The organism is Vibrio sp. Vb1026 (assembly GCF_033338745.1).
Lineage (GTDB): Bacteria > Pseudomonadota > Gammaproteobacteria > Enterobacterales > Vibrionaceae > Vibrio > Vibrio alginolyticus.
Window position 1 is genome coordinate 135,328 of sequence record NZ_JAWOTH010000005.1, and the last position, 17,041, is coordinate 152,368.

20 protein-coding genes are annotated in these 17,041 nt (G+C 45.2%); 6 read left to right on the top strand and 14 right to left on the bottom strand.

Annotated features, from left to right (window positions below; all coding sequences use genetic code 11):
- Positions 1 to 16: 16 nt before the first annotated feature.
- The 4 genes from rfbA to R7E47_RS10570 form a co-directional block, all read right to left on the bottom strand.
- The gene (rfbA, locus tag R7E47_RS10555; protein WP_203345732.1) at positions 17 to 889 is read right to left on the bottom strand and encodes a glucose-1-phosphate thymidylyltransferase RfbA; all 873 of its coding nucleotides are present in this window, start codon (positions 887 to 889) and stop codon (positions 17 to 19) included.
- On the bottom strand, positions 889 to 1,953 hold the full coding sequence (gene rfbB, locus R7E47_RS10560; RefSeq protein WP_064368911.1) for a dTDP-glucose 4,6-dehydratase: 1,065 nt from the start codon (positions 1,951 to 1,953) through the stop codon (positions 889 to 891). The genes rfbA and rfbB overlap by 1 nt, the downstream gene beginning before the upstream one ends.
- Before the next feature lie 144 nt (positions 1,954 to 2,097).
- Positions 2,098 to 2,808, bottom strand: coding sequence for a 3-deoxy-D-manno-octulosonic acid kinase (locus tag R7E47_RS10565; RefSeq protein ID WP_203345733.1), 711 nt, complete (start codon positions 2,806 to 2,808; stop codon positions 2,098 to 2,100).
- Positions 2,809 to 2,819: 11 nt separating this feature from the next.
- Positions 2,820 to 3,227, bottom strand: a complete 408-nt coding sequence (locus tag R7E47_RS10570) for a diacylglycerol kinase (protein WP_203345734.1) — start codon at positions 3,225 to 3,227, stop codon at positions 2,820 to 2,822.
- 107 nt (positions 3,228 to 3,334) lie between these two features.
- Between R7E47_RS10570 and R7E47_RS10575 the strand changes: the two genes are divergently transcribed.
- The 3 genes from R7E47_RS10575 to R7E47_RS10585 are packed head-to-tail and all read left to right on the top strand — an operon-like array spanning position 3,335 to position 5,978.
- Positions 3,335 to 4,390 carry a glycosyltransferase family 9 protein gene (locus tag R7E47_RS10575; RefSeq protein WP_170893627.1) on the top strand — a complete coding sequence of 352 codons (1,056 nt, stop codon included), beginning with the start codon at positions 3,335 to 3,337 and terminating at the stop codon, positions 4,388 to 4,390.
- A 35-nt stretch (positions 4,391 to 4,425) separates the two neighbouring features.
- The gene (locus tag R7E47_RS10580) at positions 4,426 to 5,193 is read left to right on the top strand and encodes a glycosyltransferase family 2 protein (protein ID WP_005395793.1); all 768 of its coding nucleotides are present in this window, start codon (positions 4,426 to 4,428) and stop codon (positions 5,191 to 5,193) included.
- Positions 5,190 to 5,978, top strand: coding sequence for a glycosyltransferase family 2 protein (locus tag R7E47_RS10585; RefSeq protein WP_005379421.1), 789 nt, complete (start codon positions 5,190 to 5,192; stop codon positions 5,976 to 5,978). The genes R7E47_RS10580 and R7E47_RS10585 overlap by 4 nt, the downstream gene beginning before the upstream one ends.
- A 30-nt stretch (positions 5,979 to 6,008) precedes the next feature.
- Here the strand turns inward: R7E47_RS10585 and R7E47_RS10590 are convergent, their stop codons facing one another.
- The 8 genes from R7E47_RS10590 to R7E47_RS10625 form a co-directional block, all read right to left on the bottom strand.
- Entirely contained in the window at positions 6,009 to 6,944 is a 936-nt protein-coding gene (locus R7E47_RS10590) for a glycosyl transferase family 90 (protein ID WP_005379412.1), read from the bottom strand.
- Positions 6,931 to 7,413 (bottom strand): pantetheine-phosphate adenylyltransferase, encoded by a 483-nt coding sequence (gene coaD / locus R7E47_RS10595; RefSeq protein ID WP_005379411.1) that lies wholly within the window; start codon positions 7,411 to 7,413, stop codon positions 6,931 to 6,933. The genes R7E47_RS10590 and coaD overlap by 14 nt, the downstream gene beginning before the upstream one ends.
- Before the next feature lie 86 nt (positions 7,414 to 7,499).
- Complete coding sequence (gene mutM, locus R7E47_RS10600) at positions 7,500 to 8,309, bottom strand: bifunctional DNA-formamidopyrimidine glycosylase/DNA-(apurinic or apyrimidinic site) lyase (RefSeq protein WP_042522608.1); 810 nt, start codon at positions 8,307 to 8,309, stop codon at positions 7,500 to 7,502.
- 102 nt (positions 8,310 to 8,411) lie between these two features.
- Positions 8,412 to 8,888 (bottom strand): hypothetical protein, encoded by a 477-nt coding sequence (locus R7E47_RS10605; RefSeq protein WP_192947891.1) that lies wholly within the window; start codon positions 8,886 to 8,888, stop codon positions 8,412 to 8,414.
- 276 nt (positions 8,889 to 9,164) lie between these two features.
- Positions 9,165 to 9,335: a 50S ribosomal protein L33 gene (gene rpmG, locus R7E47_RS10610; RefSeq protein WP_004410866.1), complete on the bottom strand. Its 171-nt coding sequence runs from the start codon at positions 9,333 to 9,335 to the stop codon at positions 9,165 to 9,167.
- 13 nt (positions 9,336 to 9,348) lie between these two features.
- Positions 9,349 to 9,585 carry a 50S ribosomal protein L28 gene (rpmB, locus tag R7E47_RS10615; protein WP_005384783.1) on the bottom strand — a complete coding sequence of 79 codons (237 nt, stop codon included), beginning with the start codon at positions 9,583 to 9,585 and terminating at the stop codon, positions 9,349 to 9,351.
- Between the two features lie 302 nt (positions 9,586 to 9,887).
- Positions 9,888 to 10,562, bottom strand: coding sequence for a RadC family protein (gene radC, locus R7E47_RS10620; protein ID WP_025768320.1), 675 nt, complete (start codon positions 10,560 to 10,562; stop codon positions 9,888 to 9,890).
- 114 nt (positions 10,563 to 10,676) lie between these two features.
- Positions 10,677 to 12,350 carry a methyl-accepting chemotaxis protein gene (locus tag R7E47_RS10625; protein WP_203345736.1) on the bottom strand — a complete coding sequence of 558 codons (1,674 nt, stop codon included), beginning with the start codon at positions 12,348 to 12,350 and terminating at the stop codon, positions 10,677 to 10,679.
- 193 nt (positions 12,351 to 12,543) lie between these two features.
- On the opposite strand from R7E47_RS10625, the gene coaBC reads away from it, so the two are divergent.
- From coaBC to R7E47_RS10640, 3 genes are all read left to right on the top strand, one after another.
- Positions 12,544 to 13,743 (top strand): bifunctional phosphopantothenoylcysteine decarboxylase/phosphopantothenate--cysteine ligase CoaBC, encoded by a 1,200-nt coding sequence (coaBC, locus tag R7E47_RS10630; protein ID WP_225466410.1) that lies wholly within the window; start codon positions 12,544 to 12,546, stop codon positions 13,741 to 13,743.
- 171 nt (positions 13,744 to 13,914) lie between these two features.
- Positions 13,915 to 14,505, top strand: coding sequence for a nucleoid occlusion factor SlmA (gene slmA / locus R7E47_RS10635; protein ID WP_318084263.1), 591 nt, complete (start codon positions 13,915 to 13,917; stop codon positions 14,503 to 14,505).
- A 6-nt stretch (positions 14,506 to 14,511) separates the two neighbouring features.
- Positions 14,512 to 15,462: a Kdo(2)-lipid IV(A) acyltransferase gene (locus R7E47_RS10640; RefSeq protein WP_318084264.1), complete on the top strand. Its 951-nt coding sequence runs from the start codon at positions 14,512 to 14,514 to the stop codon at positions 15,460 to 15,462.
- 84 nt (positions 15,463 to 15,546) lie between these two features.
- Here the strand turns inward: R7E47_RS10640 and pyrE are convergent, their stop codons facing one another.
- Both pyrE and rph read right to left on the bottom strand, forming a co-directional pair.
- On the bottom strand, positions 15,547 to 16,188 hold the full coding sequence (gene pyrE, locus R7E47_RS10645; RefSeq protein WP_104979943.1) for an orotate phosphoribosyltransferase: 642 nt from the start codon (positions 16,186 to 16,188) through the stop codon (positions 15,547 to 15,549).
- Positions 16,189 to 16,292: 104 nt separating this feature from the next.
- The gene (gene rph, locus R7E47_RS10650) at positions 16,293 to 17,009 is read right to left on the bottom strand and encodes a ribonuclease PH (RefSeq protein ID WP_031780917.1); all 717 of its coding nucleotides are present in this window, start codon (positions 17,007 to 17,009) and stop codon (positions 16,293 to 16,295) included.
- Positions 17,010 to 17,041 lie beyond the last annotated feature (32 nt).

The following is a 17,041-nucleotide window of genomic DNA, read 5'->3' on the forward strand; positions in this document are numbered from 1 at the left end:
CAACTAACGAGTAGTGCTATTTTTGTTCGGTGACTAACTCGGAAAGGTAACGTCCGTAATCATTTTTTTGCATCGGTTTTGCAATGGATAGTATCTGGTCTCTTGTTAACCACCCATTGCGCCACGCAATCTCTTCTAAACAGGCAACTTTAAGACCTTGAACATTTTCAATGGTTTGAACAAACGAAGAAGCTTCATGTAGGCTTTCATGCGTTCCAGTATCTAACCAAGCAAAGCCGCGCCCTAGTAATTGAACATTCAGGTCACCTCGCTCAAGGTACATTTGGTTTAGCGTCGAAATCTCTAATTCACCACGAGCTGAAGGTTTGACTTTTTTTGCCAATTCGACGACTCGGTTATCATAAAAATACAGCCCAGTGACAGCATAATTGGATTTAGGCTTTACTGGTTTTTCTTCAATCGAAATCGCCTGCATATTGGCATCAAATTCTACAACGCCAAATCGCTCTGGATCTTTAACCTGATAACCGAATACCGTCGCACCACGGCTCTTCATCGCAGCTTGCTGAAGAATAGGAGTGAACCCTTGCCCATAAAAAATGTTGTCACCCAGCACCAAACATACTGAGTCATCGCCAATGAAGTCTTCACCAATGATGAAGGCCTGAGCTAAGCCATCTGGGCTTGGCTGAATCGCGTATTGCAACTCAATGCCAAACTCTGAGCCATCACCCAATAGGCGCTGAAAACCCTCTTGGTCTTCTGGCGTGGTGATGATCAAGATTTCACGAATGCCAGCAAGCATGAGTACCGACAACGGGTAGTAAATCATTGGTTTGTCATAAACCGGCAGTAACTGCTTAGAGACACCGCGTGTAATAGGGTAAAGGCGAGTGCCCGAGCCACCAGCTAAAATAATGCCTTTCATTATTCGCCCGCTCCTAATCGCTCTAAACTGTATGAACCATCAAGCACGCGTTGCCACCATTGCGGATTATTGAGGTACCATTCCACGGTTTTGCGAATACCGCTTTCAAACGTTTCTTCTGGCGTCCAGCCAAGCTCTTGAGCAATCTTGGTGGCATCAATTGCGTAACGCACATCATGACCTGGGCGATCTTTCACATACGTGATCAAAGATTCATAAGACTCAACACCTGCAGGTTTGTTTGGTCGCAGCTCTTCAAGCAAAGCACAAATGGTTTTCACCACTTCGATGTTGGCTTTTTCGTTATGGCCACCAATGTTGTAGGTTTCACCGACTTCACCTTCGTTGACCACTTTGTACAGCGCGCGAGCATGGTCTTCCACAAACAGCCAATCTCGGATCTGCATACCATCACCATACACAGGCAACGGCTTGCCATCGAGGGCATTTAAAATCATCAGAGGGATCAACTTCTCTGGGAAGTGGTACGGGCCATAGTTGTTGGAGCAATTAGTGATAAGTGTTGGTAAGCCATAAGTACGTTGCCAAGCGCGAACCAGGTGATCGCTCGAAGCTTTAGATGCAGAATATGGGCTGCTCGGCGCGTATGAAGTGGTTTCGGTGAACAAATCATCCGTTCCCTCTAAATCACCATACACTTCATCCGTAGAAATATGATGAAAACGGAATGCCGATTGGCGCGCTTCATCTAAGCCCGACCAATATTGACGAGCCGCTTCAAGCAAATGGTAAGTGCCCATCACGTTGGTCTCAATAAAAGCAGCAGGACCATCAATAGAGCGATCGACATGAGACTCGGCGGCCAAATGCATCACCCTATCGGGTTGATGCTCTGAAAACACGCGATCTAGTTCAGCTCGGTCACAGATATCTACTTGCTCAAAGTAGTAACGTTCACTCTCTGAGACATCAACCAGTGATTCTAGATTCCCTGCGTAGGTCAGTTTATCTAAATTGATGACGGTATCTTGGGTGTCACGAATGATATGTCGGACAACAGCTGACCCAATAAAGCCTGCTCCACCGGTTACTAATATTTTCATTACAAATGTTACCTACGTTAATTTTTGTGCCATCAGATACACATGAATACTTTATGATTATTGTAGTTTATAGACTCACTCGAGCATCGTTAGACTCAAGAAGGCTTACTTAGAGCAATCAACATAAAATGATAAAAAACTCAATTAAGATTGAGAAGCATAACCGTCCTGAAAATGTTCAAAATCGGATTCTTGCCAAATAATCTGTCGCTTTAAACGCTCTTTATTAAATGAACGCAGAAGTCTATTTAGATTTTGATGCTTCCAGTCACCAGAAGTTTCAAAACGACACTTATCAAAATCGATAATCCATACCTTATCTTTGTCGTCGATCAAGATATTGTGGATATTCAAATCAGTATGGTTAACGCCAACCTGATGCATCTTGGCAATTTCTTTCCCTATTTTCTGATACATTTCTACCGATAAAGACTGTTCTTGCAAGATACTAACCAGATCTCTGGCGTTTGGGATTCGCTCACTTAATAAATCAGCTTGATAGAAGAGTCCTGACTTTACGGCTCTTGCTGCAATAGGACGAGGAACATGCACCCCAGCCTCAATTAGCGCCAACAAAAGCTGAAACTCTTGCGCACAACGGGTGTTATCCCAGCCAGAGAACCAATAATGATCGTTAACTAACTTCCCAAACAAACCGCCACGACGGTAATGACGTAGTGCCGCTTGCATGTTCTCTAGTTGGATAAACCATGTCGTGCCTCGCCCCGTCGCACTGCCAACCACCTTGTCGGAGGACTGCCAGTATTCCGCATCAAATATCGGTTGGCTAGGGTCTGTAATGATCTCGTCATCAAACCAGATCACTTGGTTGTTGTTTTTATACTGTTGAGTCATACGCTCACCCTCTAGCCTAAATATCGGCTGGCTAATATATACAACCAAGTAAATGCAGCGAACGCCAATGCAACCATAACGGCAGCAGAGCCTATATCTTTAGCTCGACCACTGAGTTCATGCCGTTCAATACCGATACGATCAACCACTGCCTCAATCGCTGAGTTTACAAGCTCTACAATCAAGACTAACACCACGACCCCGATCATTAAGATACGCTCAACCATGCCGACATCCACGAGCCAAACCAAAATCACGGCGATACTCAACAGAGCCAACTCTTGTCGAATGGCAGCTTCATACTTAAAAGCCGCTTTTAATCCTTGGATCGAATAACCCGTCGCTTTAACGATGCGCTTTAGCCCGGTGTTACCCGGCTTGCCAGATTCTTGCGATTGATGTGGTGTTGTCTTTGACATTGCAGAACACTTATCGGTACTTAGCTATATTCGAGCCGTGTATTTTACATTTATTGGGGATGTCTGCATAATTTACCTGCCTCTATTCATCGAATCAGACAATAATTATGTTCACTTCTGCCCCATCGTCACTATGCGTCTTGCGTTTGTCCGCTATCGGAGACGTTTGCAATACTATCGCCACCATTCAAGCTATTCAGAAACACTGGCCTTCGACCCAGATTACTTGGATAACGGGTAAACTTGAAGCCCAGTTATTAGCCGCCATCGATGGTGTAGAAGTGATTGTTTTTGATAAAAAAGCGGGACTTGATGGCTACAAATCACTTTGGCGACAGCTGAAAGGCAGAGAGTTTGATGCGCTATTGCATATGCAGTACGCGATTCGAGCGAGTGTCGCAACGTTGGGCATTAAAGCAAAATACAAACTTGGTTTCTCTTCTGATAGAAGCCAGGACTTTCAAACACTATTTACCAATGTCAAAGTGCCTTCCCCGCAATCTCTGCATGTCGCAGATGGCTTAATGGCCTTTGCCCATCAAATTGGGGTACCAAAGGCAGAACTAGACTGGGTACTTTCTTATTCAGACCACGACCAAGCTTGGGCAGAGTCTCATATTTCTCGTAGTAAACCTAACCTGCTGATTGTGCCCGGTGCGAGCAAAGCTTATAAAAACTGGAACGCGGAAGGTTATGTGGATGTGATTCATCACGCCAGAGCAAAAGGCTGGAACGTGATTCTGGCAGGCAGCCCTGCTCAGGTAGAATTGGATCTGGCAGAAGTCATTCAATCTCGCTTGGAAGAGCCGTGTCTAAATTTAGTTGGACAAAGTTCAATTCTACAAATGCTTGCGTTAATAGATAAGGTTGAAATAGTCATCGCCCCCGATACCGGACCAGCACACATGGCGAATGCCATGAAAACGCCAATCATCGGGCTCTATGCACACCATAATCCGCTGCGAGTGGGACCTTACCGCTACCTAAAATACGTTATCTCAGTGTATGAAGAAACGATCTTTGCGGAAACAGGTAAAAACAGTCACGAGTTAAGCTGGCGAACTCGCGCTAAAGATGAAACGGCAATGAACCGCATTACCAGCACTCAAGTAATGAGCATGTTCGATCAAGTCTTAGAAGATTTGTATCCTCAATACCAGTAAACTTACTGTCTTGATTTGTTAAGAAGGAAATGACCTTGTCCAAACCAACCTTAGCCGTTGCCTTAATTGTAAAAAATGAAGAGAAGCACTTACAAGCTTGTCTAGACACAGTAAAAGATTGGGTCGATGAGATTGTCCTTCTAGACTCGGGCAGCACTGATCGCACTGAAGAAATCGCCCGACAATACACAGATAAGTTTTACACCAACCTAGATTGGCCAGGATTCGGTAAACAGCGCCAACTGGCGCAGCAATACGTTACAGCAGACTACGTTTTGTGGCTTGATGCGGACGAACAAGTCACTCCAGAGCTAAAAGAAAGTATCTTACACGCGGTATCAGCCAATAAGCCGAACGTTTTATACAAACTTAATCGACTAAGCTCAGCGTTTGGTAAGTTCATCTACCATTCTGGTTGGTCTCCAGACTGGATTGTGCGCTTATATCGCACCGAATATACACAATATAATGATTCGCTCGTTCATGAAAAAGTTGATGAGAAAAACTATCAAACTGAAAAACTGGATGGTCGACTGCATCACTACACTTACGAGCACCTTCATCATTACATCAATAAAACCACTGGATACCTCAAGGCCTGGACAGATGAACGGGAAGGAAAAAAGAAAGCGGGGTTAACGACCGCTATCGTTCACGCTCTTGCGAGCTTTTTGAAGATGTATGTTCTCAAACGAGGTTTCCTTGATGGCAAACATGGCTTCATTCTAGCTTGGCTAAGCATGCACTCTACTTTTGTAAAATATATCGATCTCTACTTACGTGAACAGGCAAAAAAATCATGAAAACGACTTTAATTATCACCACTTACAACTGGAAAGAAGCATTAAAAGCGGTGTTAGAAAGCGTGAAACGTCAAACCGTTTTGCCTGACGAAGTAATTGTTGCAGATGATGGCTCTCGAGAAGACACCAAAGCAATGGTTGACCAAATGCGTGAAGGTTTTCCGGTTCCACTGATTCATAGTTGGCACGAGGATAATGGCTTTCAGCTTTCAATGAGCCGCAACCGTGCGATCGCCAAAGCATCAGGTGACTACCTCATCATGATTGATGGCGACATGGTGCTGTCCCAAACGTTTATTGAATCACATAAGCAAGTCGCAAAACCAAATTGGTTTGTGCAGGGTGGACGTGTGTTAACGGATGAAAGCTGCAGCAAGGCCATCATGGAAAACGGCTTAGTGCCTTCCATTTTCAGCAAAGGCATTCGCAATCGTAAAAACTGCATCACCAACGCCTTGCTATCGAAATGGTTCTCTTACGAGCGTAATAACGATAAAGCCACTCGCGGCTGCAACATGGCGTTTTGGCGACAAGATGTCATCGAGGTGAATGGCTTCAACCAAGATTTTGTTGGATGGGGACGCGAAGACAGCGAGTTTGTTCATCGCATGTTGAATGCGGGTAAGTCACGTCTTTACCTAAAATTCGCAGGTGTAGGCTACCACTTGTACCACGTAGAAAACTCTCGTGCGTCACTCGGACAAAATGACGAGATTTTAGAAAACACCATTAAAAACAAGCTTAAACGCTGTGAGAATGGTGTTGATCAATTTCTAGAAGCTTAAGATTATAAAAAGGGGCGTTTCGCCCCTTTTTTATTGTTGCTGAGATAAAGCGAAGTACTTATCGGCAACCATCAATGAGATCAAACGCTCTTTAGGTTTATCTTTGAACTGCTCAACCCACTGGTGCGCATTTTCAATGATCGCTAATGCTTCTTGCTCATTCGCTAGGTAATAATCCATCTTTTCGGGCAAATCCGAATAGTCATCCTTCACTTCAACATAGTGGACGCCTGCCTCTAACTTACCTTCCATAAACCAAGTCTCATATTTTGGCTTTGACATAATAACCAAGGAGTTAGACGACATAGCCCACTTAAGGTTGGTGGCCACATCATTGCCTTCTATACAGAGCAAAAACTTATACTGCAGTTGCTCTTCAATACTCATAAAGCCCTTTTCCCATGGTTCCCCTTCTACCGGGCGGGTCTGGCCAATATTGCATTGCGGATGGTTGTAAAACGCATGAATCACCTTTTTACGATGCGGCTGAAAACCCACGCCGCGCCACGCTACCATGTCCTTTTTATCTTGATAGCGAACAGGATCATCAATAAATTTAAAATGACGAACTTGATTAAGTTTCAACACCACTGAATTTTGGTTGTTACCAAAAATAGGGCGGCTTTTTATAAAGCTCGGTACATTGGGGATGTGTGTAACATCGCCGTTGATGTAGTTAAACGCAAAACTGGAAGGGAAATAGCGTACAACTTGGCGAAGATCGAAAAAATACGTCCAGCCTTTCGTTTTTTTGAATGTATCGATGGTCGAGTAATTTTGTTCTCGGCTATCGACTGAAAACGGCGTTTCACACTTATTGTAATAGTTCACTCGCTCAAGACAGCGGTGCTGCTCTGCTTCGGTCAGATTCGAAAGTAAACGCTTGGCTTGTGCTCGATATACAAAGCGAGGGATAAGTATCGAGAGAGCGTTTGAGAAATAATAAGGGAACTTACTGTCTTTCATTCAGTTTTTCCCCAATCGCGATGGCTACTGGCTTGGGAACGAATTGTTCGATACTTCCGCCATGAATCGCTACTTCTCTCACGATAGTCGACGACAAAAACGCAAACTCTTCTTCAGGAGTTAAAAATACGCTCTCGATTCCTGGTAATAGCTTTCGGTACATGTTGGTCAGTCCAAACTCGTATTCAAAGTCTACCGTTGTTCGTAAACCACGAATAAGAACCTTAGCTTTCTCATCTCTCGCGAAATCCACTAATAACCCGGAGAACCCCTTTACCGTCACACCAGGTAAATGCGCTACAACGTCCTGCATCAGTGCAACGCGCTCTTCCAATGAAAACATAGTGTTCTTCGATGGGCTTGCGGCTACGCCAATCACAACCTCATCAAACATTTCGTGAGTACGTTCTATTAGATTGAGGTGACCATTAGTCACTGGATCAAAAGTGCCCGGATAAATGACTTTCATATAATTTACTAAGTTATTCGAAACTGATTGAATTATTGAGGCTCGAACGCAAGATTACAACAACTTAAGCTCGATAATAGCTCGACTTACTTCTGACACTCACTACAAAAGAAGGTATTACGTTGGCCAATCTTTAGCTCTTGAAGTCGTTCGCCACACTCTGGGCATGGCTCTCCGGGTTTTCCGTAAACCAATAACTCTTGTGCAAAGTAACCCGGCTTTCCATCGGCTTGCGCAAAATCTTTCAGAGTAGTCCCACCTTGCGTAATGGCAATCTCAAGTGTCATTTTGATATTTTCAACAAGTAACCTCCACTCTTGAGAAGTCAACTTACCTGCGGGCCTTGAAGGGTGAATTCGAGATTTAAACAACGACTCATTCGCGTAGATGTTCCCAACACCAACCACGACTTTGTTGTCCATGATGAACTGCTTGACGGCGACACGCTTATTTTTAGCTTTCTCCGCTACATATTCCGCATTGAACTCTTCAGTTAAAGGCTCAGGCCCCATGTTTGCTAGCACAGCATGGGACTCGCCAGGAGCACACCACAGCCATGCCCCAAAACGACGCGGATCGTTATAACGCAGTATTTTTCCACTGCTTAGTTTGAGATCCACATGATCGTGCTTTGCTGGCGGAAAGTCGGCATCTAGGACACGTAAAGACCCAGACATGCCCAAGTGAACAATGGCTGTACCTGTGTTTGTCTCGATCAGTAAGTATTTCGCACGACGGCTAATCGCACGGATCACCTGCCCTTCCAATTTTTTAAGCTCTGTAGGAATATCCCAGCGCAATTTAGGCGTTCGAAAAGTAAACGACTGGATCGTTTGTCCAACCATGTGGGGGCTAATCCCCATACGGCTCACTTCAACTTCTGGCAACTCAGGCATTAGATTCTCCAATTCACCGGCTAATAGTTCTCGCTGCTAGCATAATCGAAAAGAAAAACGATAAATAGGGAAGCTTATTAGGGGTATAGGCGCAAAAAGGCTCTACTCTGGCATAAGGTAGTTTTCATCGACGGAGATAGCGACCCATTTGTCTTGCCAGGTTTTAAATAGCCAAAAATCAGGTAAACGAAAGAAAGTCACCCGCTGCGGCTCTTCGAGATCCTGATACCAAACTTCTACCGTTTCAGGTACCGTCAGGTTAGGTTTTAAATGATCGTACTGTTCTGAGGTGAGCTCGGTCCCTTCCAATGATTGCCAGCGTGATACAAGTTCACTGATCGATGCATCAACTTTGATGTTGGATTGCCATCGTCCATCATGCAGTTCGAACTCCCAGCCACTATAGTACAAAGACTCCACCGTATAGTCGGAGCGAAGTACATTTGGGTAGGGGTCTGCTTGGTCTGTTAATAGGTAAGTTTTGATCCACATCGGCGCATTTAAGATCACTATAAACGCGATAATGCCCAGAATAAGAATATTGTTCCATCGGCGGCGACGAGCCGGACTCACACGCATAACCATCTCTACTCTCTTATCGTTATGAGTAAACTACCAAAGAGTATTGAGCTTGACTAGAACAACGGTGTGCAAGTGTGTAGAGAATTGCTGGCAAAGCGGTAGAGAGCGATCAATCAAAAATTCGAGTATAGAGTCGGACCGATAAAATGACTTCAGCAGTACTTTATAATCCGATGACGTACTGAACACTTTATCTTCAGCACTTTTATTCAGGTAATAAAAAACCCAACTCGAAAGTTGGGTTTTTCAATTCATCAAAGAGACTGAAACCAATTATTTGATTTTTGCTTCTTTGTACATAACGTGCTGGCGAACTACTGGATCAAACTTTTTGATCTCAAATTTGCCTGGCATGTTACGCTTGTTCTTATCAGTTGTGTAGAAGTGGCCTGTACCTGCAGAAGATACTAGACGGATTTTCTCACGAACGCCTTTCTTTGCCATTGCTTATTTCCTCTTAAACGTTTTCGCCACGTGCACGCATGTCTGCAAGAACAGTATCAATACCTTTCTTGTCGATGATGCGCATACCTTTAGCAGATAGACGTAGTTTAACAAAACGTTTTTCGCTCTCTACCCAGAAACGATGAGTTTGTAGGTTCGGCAGAAAACGACGCTTAGTAGCATTTCGTGCGTGTGAACGGTTGTTACCCGTTACTGGACGCTTACCAGTTACTTGGCATACTCGTGACATGAATGTCTTCTCCAAAATCGTTTCAGCTCGATATCAACCTTGGTGGCCGAACCTCTCTATCTCTCGAAAAGAAGTTAGAGGTTAAGAACCGCTATGGAAAATCCATACAAGGCTATCAAAGGTCGCGCATTATACTAACTTGATATGCATTGCTCAAGACCCGAACAGATCCTTTTTACAGGTTTTCGTGATCTTTTTTTAGACAGCAGATTTTTTTAGCAGTCCAAGCTGAATTCAGTTAAAAATTTAGTGGCGTGGATGATAGCAGATTTTTAGCAACTAACAACCTAAAAAACGCACAGTTATATCCAGCCTCTTTCAGCAAAAGAGACACTTTCCCCATCTCCGATGACGAAATGGTCCAAAATACGAATATCCACCAATGCTAATGCGTCGGTGAGACGCCTTGTAATCCTTCTGTCAGCTTGGCTCGGCTCAGCAACGCCTGAAGGATGATTGTGCGCCAAAATCAAAGCCGCCGCGTTATGATGCAGAGCACGCTTAACAACTTCTCTCGGATACACCGACGCTGCATCCAACGTTCCTTCAAATAAAATTTCATCTTTTATCACTCGGTGCTGGTTATCGAGAAAAAGAATATAAAAAGCCTCTCTTTGCCGATCCCTTAAAATAGAAGACAGATATAACTTAGTTTGGTCGGGGCTGGTTAAGGCATCACCACGCTTTAGCGTCTCCGCCAAGTAACGTTGTGTCATTTCTAGTACAGCTTGCAATTGAACATACTTGGCTTGCCCTAATCCTTTGTGACGACAAAACTCTTCTTCTGATGCTGAAAATAGTTGTCTGAGCGAACCAAAGTCTTGAATAAGGAAGTCTGCGAGCTCAATCACGTTCATTCCGCGGGTGCCTGTGCGCAAGAAGATGGCCAGTAGCTCAGCATCGGTCAAAGCTTGCGGCCCTCGTTGCAGTAGCTTCTCTCTGGGCATGGACTCATTTGGCAAAGCTTTCAGTATCATCTGATGTCTCTTTATATGGAAAGTGTCCCTATTCCACAAAACAAAAAGCGAAAGTCGAGTATGACTTTCGCTTTCTTCGTACCATCAGTGCTTTCCATGCAACTTAACAGTTCATCAGAGTTTAAAGTTGCCAACCAAGCCGTGAATTTCCGTTCCAGACTGTGATAGCTGCGTGCTGATTGACTCGGCATGCTGCAACGTCTCATTAATGTTGTTCACGATCTGTTGAATAGCCACTAAGTTTTGGTTGATGTCTTCTGCAACCGCACTTTGCTCTTCGGCGGCAGACGCGGTTTGAATACCCATATCTCGAATCGTACCGATAGAATTATGAACACCAGAAAGAGATTGCTGAATGAGCGCCGATTCTTCCGCCGTTTTGACACCTCGTTTTTGGCTCACCGACATTGTACTGACCGCTCTTGATACACCATTTTGCAGCTGCTTAAGCATGTCACCAATTTCATGAGTACTATTTTGCGTACGACTGGCTAACGAGCGCACTTCATCCGCAACGACGGCAAACCCTCGACCTTGCTCACCGGCTCTAGCCGCTTCAATCGCCGCATTTAGGGCCAACAAATTCGTTTGCTCGGCTATCTCGCCAATCACATCCAGCACTTTGGTTATTTTTTCAGTCTGTAAACTCAACTCAGAAATTGCATCTGACGTGCTGTCTATCTCCGTCACGAGTTCGGTAATACCCTCTATTGCTTGCTCGACCTCATGCTGAGCGGCGGTGACTTGACTGTTGGCATCGTCAATTGCCTGCGCGGTCGCATTGGTATTGCTGGCTACTTCTTTGGCAGTCATGCTCATTTGCGTCACTGCCGTCACGACTTTGTCCGTCTCTAAACAGTGATCCTGCATTTGACCGCTCGCTTGGCTGGTCTGAGTGTTCAGGCTTTGAGAAACGGTCTGTACTGTCGTCGCAGAGCGATGAATGTCCTGCATCAGTGGGTGCAGCTTATCCATAAACTCATTAAACGCGGCCGCCACTTCACCGACTTCATCCTGACTTTCGACTTTTAAACGAGCCGTTAAGTCACCGCCGCCTGCGGCAACATCTTTTAATGAAGCCGCGACATGTTGTAATGGCTGAATGCCTTTAGACACCACGATACTGGTGAGAACACTGGTAATGATCAATCCAATAACGGAAATCAACACGGCAGATAACGTATGCTCTTTTAGCTCTTGAGTCTTTAACTCTCTGTGCATCGCAACTTGCTGGTCGATGTCATCAATATAAACGCCAGTACCTAAAACCCAGTCCCATTTCGATAGATATTCTGCATAGCCCAACTTAGGCGCTTGTGCGTCAATGGTCGGTTTATGCCACGAGAAATAGAGGAACCCATCCCCTTTTTGAGAAGCGTCAATCAAGCCCGCAATAACTGCGACCCCATTTTCATCTTTTAAGTCGTAAAGGTTTTTACCCTCTAATGCAGGTTTGATGGCGTGCAACGTATTCACACCTTGAGAGTCGTAGGCAAAAAAGTAGCCATCGCTTTCAAAGCGCATGGCTTTCAGAATTTCTTTTGCTGCCTCTTTATTACTTCCATTTACATCCGTGTCGTATAACGGTTTTATCGCCGTCACGCCCATCATCATATAGGCTTGTAACTCTTTCTTTTTCGTTTCGATGAGCTCTTGCCTGTCTCTTGCCAGCTCCGCTTCCAAACTTTTACTGCTGTTGATGTAATACACCACTGAGATCAACGTGGTGATCAACAACAGCGGAATTAGGGTTATCAGCAGCAATTTGTTTCGACTTTTCAACACCATGGTTTCCACTACCTCTTTTTCTTTTCAGACTTGCAAACTCCGCGCAACTTGTCTGTGAGGTAGGCGAGAATTTTCCCTTCCTCGGTCAGATTAATACTCTGGAGTTTGATGTGAATTATCTTCTCGTTATATATGCTCGGGCGGTCAGACTTTGAATTGTGTTAAAATCCGGTCATCAAATTGGAGATCTCACATGCAAACACTAGCAGGAAAGAAAATTCTACTCGGCATCAGTGGCGGTATTGCCGCGTATAAATGTGCGGAGCTAACCCGTCGCCTCATAGAGAGAGGAGCGCAAGTTCAAGTTGTAATGACGAAAGCCGCAAAAGAGTTCATTACCCCTTTAACCATGCAAGCCGTTTCGGGCCGTCCTGTCTCGGACAGTTTACTAGACCCAGCAGCGGAAGCCTCTATGGGCCATATTGAATTGGCCAAATGGGCAGATTTAGTGCTATTAGCGCCCGCGACCGCGGACTTAATCGCGCGCATGTCCGCAGGCATAGGGAACGATTTACTTACTACGCTCGTGCTCGCGACGGATTCCCCTGTTGCTGTTTCTCCGGCGATGAATCAACAGATGTATCGCAATATCGCAACCCAAGAGAACATCGCTACGTTAGCGCGTCGTGGTATGCACATCTGGGGCCCTGCGGCAGGAGAGCAAGCCTGTGGTGATGTAGGACCAGGTCGAATGCTGGAACCAATGCAGCTAGTACAGCTATGTGAACAGTTCTTTCAACCAAAATTGCTAGAAGGTAGGTCGATACTCATTACCGCCGGACCAACTCGCGAAGCGATTGATCCAGTGCGTTACATTACGAACCATAGCTCCGGGAAAATGGGCTATGCATTGGCGAGCGCCGCAGCGCAGATGGGAGCAAAAGTCACCCTCGTGAGCGGTCCTGTCAGTTTAAATACGCCCGTAGGTGTTGAGCGCATAAATGTTTCCAGTGCACAAGAGATGCACGAAGCCGTTATGACACATGCAAACCAGCATGATGCCTTTATTAGCTGCGCTGCCGTTGCCGACTACCGCCCACAAACGATCGCGTCTCAAAAGTTGAAAAAGACAGAAGACAACGACGAAATGGTCATTAATATGGTTAAAAATCCTGATATTGTTGCATCTGTGGCAGCAATGACGGAGAAGCGTCCGTTTACCGTCGGTTTTGCGGCTGAAACCAATGATGTAGAGACCTATGCTCGAGGCAAGTTAACAAAGAAAAACCTCGATATGATCTGTGCAAACGACGTTTCGGTTGCAGGGCAAGGATTTAACAGCAACGACAACGCAATTACCCTTTACTGGCCTGAAGGTGAACTTGCGCTCGCTTTGGAATCAAAAGAAGCATTGAGCTTTAAAATTCTCGAAAAAATGCATCAATTGATGTAACTAACGTTTGAAAACCCTGCCAATTTTTTACAAAAGCTGGCATAAATTTGGTACAAAAATGACAACTAAGGGTGTTAAATCTCCCATTCCACCCTTAGTGGTCTAGTTTGAGGCGAAATAGCGTCTTATAATCCCCTCCGCTCAACTTTGTATTTTGAAAGGAAGTAACTAATGGCCGGCAGTAAAAAATCCAACCGTCGTGAAGAAATCTTACAAGCATTGGCAGAAATGCTTGAATCAACAGATGGCGCTTCACGCATTACTACGGCAAAACTGGCCAAGCAAGTCGGCGTTTCAGAAGCCGCGCTGTATCGTCATTTCCCAAGTAAAGCGCGCATGTTCGAAGGGTTGATTGAGTTCATTGAAGAAGCCTTGATGACACGTATCAACCGTATTCTAGACGACGAAAAAGATACACTAGAGCGTATTCGTATGGTGATGCACCTTATTTTGGCGTTCTCTGAACGTAACCCAGGTCTGACACGCATTTTGTCGGGTCATGCTCTAATGTTTGAAAATGAACGTCTACGTGAACGCATCAATCAACTCTTTGAGCGTATAGAAACACAATTGCGCCAAATCCTGCGTGAACGTAAGATTCGTGAAGGGAAGTCTTTCCCTGTCGAAGAGCGCATCCTAGCCGCGCAAATTCTGGGACAAGTTGAGGGGAGCCTAAACCGCTTTGTGCGTAGCGACTTTAAATACCATCCGACTGCAAACTTTGACGAGTACTGGGCGCTTTTGAGTGCACAAATAAAGTAAAAGACTATGAGTAAAGACAAATACACGCAGCCCGAGTTTTCTCTTTCACTTCTTCACCCTCGTAACTGGGGCGTATGGCTTGGTTTTGGTCTGTTGGCCATCCTCGTCAATATTCTTCCTTATCGGCTGCTGCTTTCATTAGGTCGTTCACTCGGCAAACTTGGCATGCGCTACGGTAAAAAGCGTGTCCACGTTGCTCAGCGTAACTTAGAATTGGCCTTTCCAAACAAAACACCTGAAGAGATTCAACATATTGTTGAAGAGAACTTCAAAAATACCGGTATGGCACTGATAGAAACCGGAATCACTTGGTTCTGGCCGACTTGGCGCTTTAAAAACCTGATCGTCGAGAAAGATCTCGGCGCACTGCGTGAAAAAGCCAAAGAAGGTAAAGGCGTCCTACTTTGTTGTGTCCATGCTCTTAATCTAGAGATCACTGCGCGTGCTTTCGCCGTGTTAGGCGTGGCCGGGTACGGCGCGTTTCGTCCGCATAATAATCCTGCTTATAACTTTATCCAGTATTGGGGACGGACACATAACGGCAATAAACTGATTGATCGTAAAGATGTAAAAAAGATGATTCGTGTTTTACGCAGCGGTGAGCGTCTGTTCTATTTACCGGATCACGATTACGGTCGCAAAAAATCAGTATTTGTGCCCTTCTTTGCCGTAGACGATGCGTGTACGACAACAGGCACGAGCATTCTGGCGTATACCTCAAAATGTGCGATCATCCCAGGCTCAGGATTTCGCAATGACGAAGGAAAATACGACATCATCGCCGATAACTGCATTGAAGCCGATTATCCACAAAAAGACGAAGTCGCCGCTGCCGCTTATATGAACAAGTATGTGGAAAAAGTCATTCTACGCGCTCCAGAGCAATGGATGTGGCTCCATAAACGCTATAAAACCATGCAAGATGAGCATGTCGAGAAAGGCATTCGCTATAAGTAAGTGGTCAAGGCGATGAATCCAAAAACAAAAAAGGGCAGATGAATATCCATCTGCCCTTTTTACTTTTTCAGAAAAAGTAACCAATTAAATGCCGTATTCTGCGCGGTACGCTTTGACTGCTTCTAGATGCTCTTTGTCTGTGCCTTTCTCTTCAAGGAAAGTCACAAGGTCAGTCAGGCTAATGATTGAGATGATTGCACAACCAAAGTCACGCTCCACTTCTTGAATCGCAGACAACTCACCTTTGCCTTTTTCTTGGCGGTCAATCGCAACCAACACACCAGCAAGGTCTGCGCCATTTGCTTGAATGATTTCCATCGATTCACGAATCGCAGTACCTGCTGTGATTACGTCATCTACTAGCATGATACGACCTTCAAGCGCAGAGCCTACAAGGTTACCGCCTTCGCCGTGATCTTTCGCTTCTTTACGGTTGAAGCAGTAAGGCGTGTCGATATCGTGGTGATCCGCCAGCGCGACTGCTGTTGTCGTCGCGATTGGGATACCTTTGTACGCCGGGCCAAACAGCACATCAAACTCAATGCCAGAATCAGCAAGCGCTGCTGCGTAAAAACGACCAAGACGCGCTAGGTCACGACCAGTATTGAAAAGACCAGCGTTAAAGAAGTACGGGCTTTTACGGCCAGATTTCAAAGTAAACTCACCAAACTTAAGAACTTCTTTCTCAAGTGCAAACTCAATAAATTCACGCTGGTATGCTTTCATTATTTTCTCTCTATGTCCTTGGTTTCTTGTGTCTCTTCTCGACAATCATTCATTTCTCTATTGTCGAGATAAAAAAATAGCCCCCATAATGGGAGCTATCTAAATCAATTGGCTAACGCCGCCTTCTGCGCTGCGACAATTTCCGTAATGCCGACTTTCGCCGACTCGAGCAATGCCATCAGCTGTTCGTGACTGAACGGTTCACCTTCTGCGGTGCCCTGAATTTCAATCATCTTGCCTTCTTCGGTCATTACTACGTTCATGTCTGTGTCTGCCGCTGAATCTTCAACGTATTCAAGATCACACAATACTTCGTCGCCTAGTAAGCCGACAGAAACTGCCGCTACGTGGCCTTTCATTGGGTTTGCTTTTAGCTTGCCGCTATCTACTAGGTGTTGGAACGCATCGGCCATTGCAACACTTGCGCCGCTGATAGATGCAGTGCGAGTGCCGCCGTCTGCTTGGATAACGTCACAGTCAACGGTGATCATGAACTCACCCATGGCTTTTAGATCGACAACAGCACGTAGGCTTCGCGCGATAAGACGCTGAATTTCCATCGTACGGCCGCCTTGTTTGCCACTTGCCGCCTCACGACGAGTACGAGAATGTGTTGCTCGAGGTAGCATGCCGTATTCAGCTGTAACCCAGCCTTTACCTTGACCTTTTAGCCAACGTGGCACAGATTCTTCGACGGTCGCATTACACAACACTTTGGTGTTACCGAACTCAACTAGCACTGACCCTTCAGCGTAAGCTGTGTAGTTACGAGTAATTTTGATAGGGCGAACTTGATCCGCCTTGCGATCGTTTGGACGCATGGGCATCTACCTTAAATATGAGGAGAAGACGA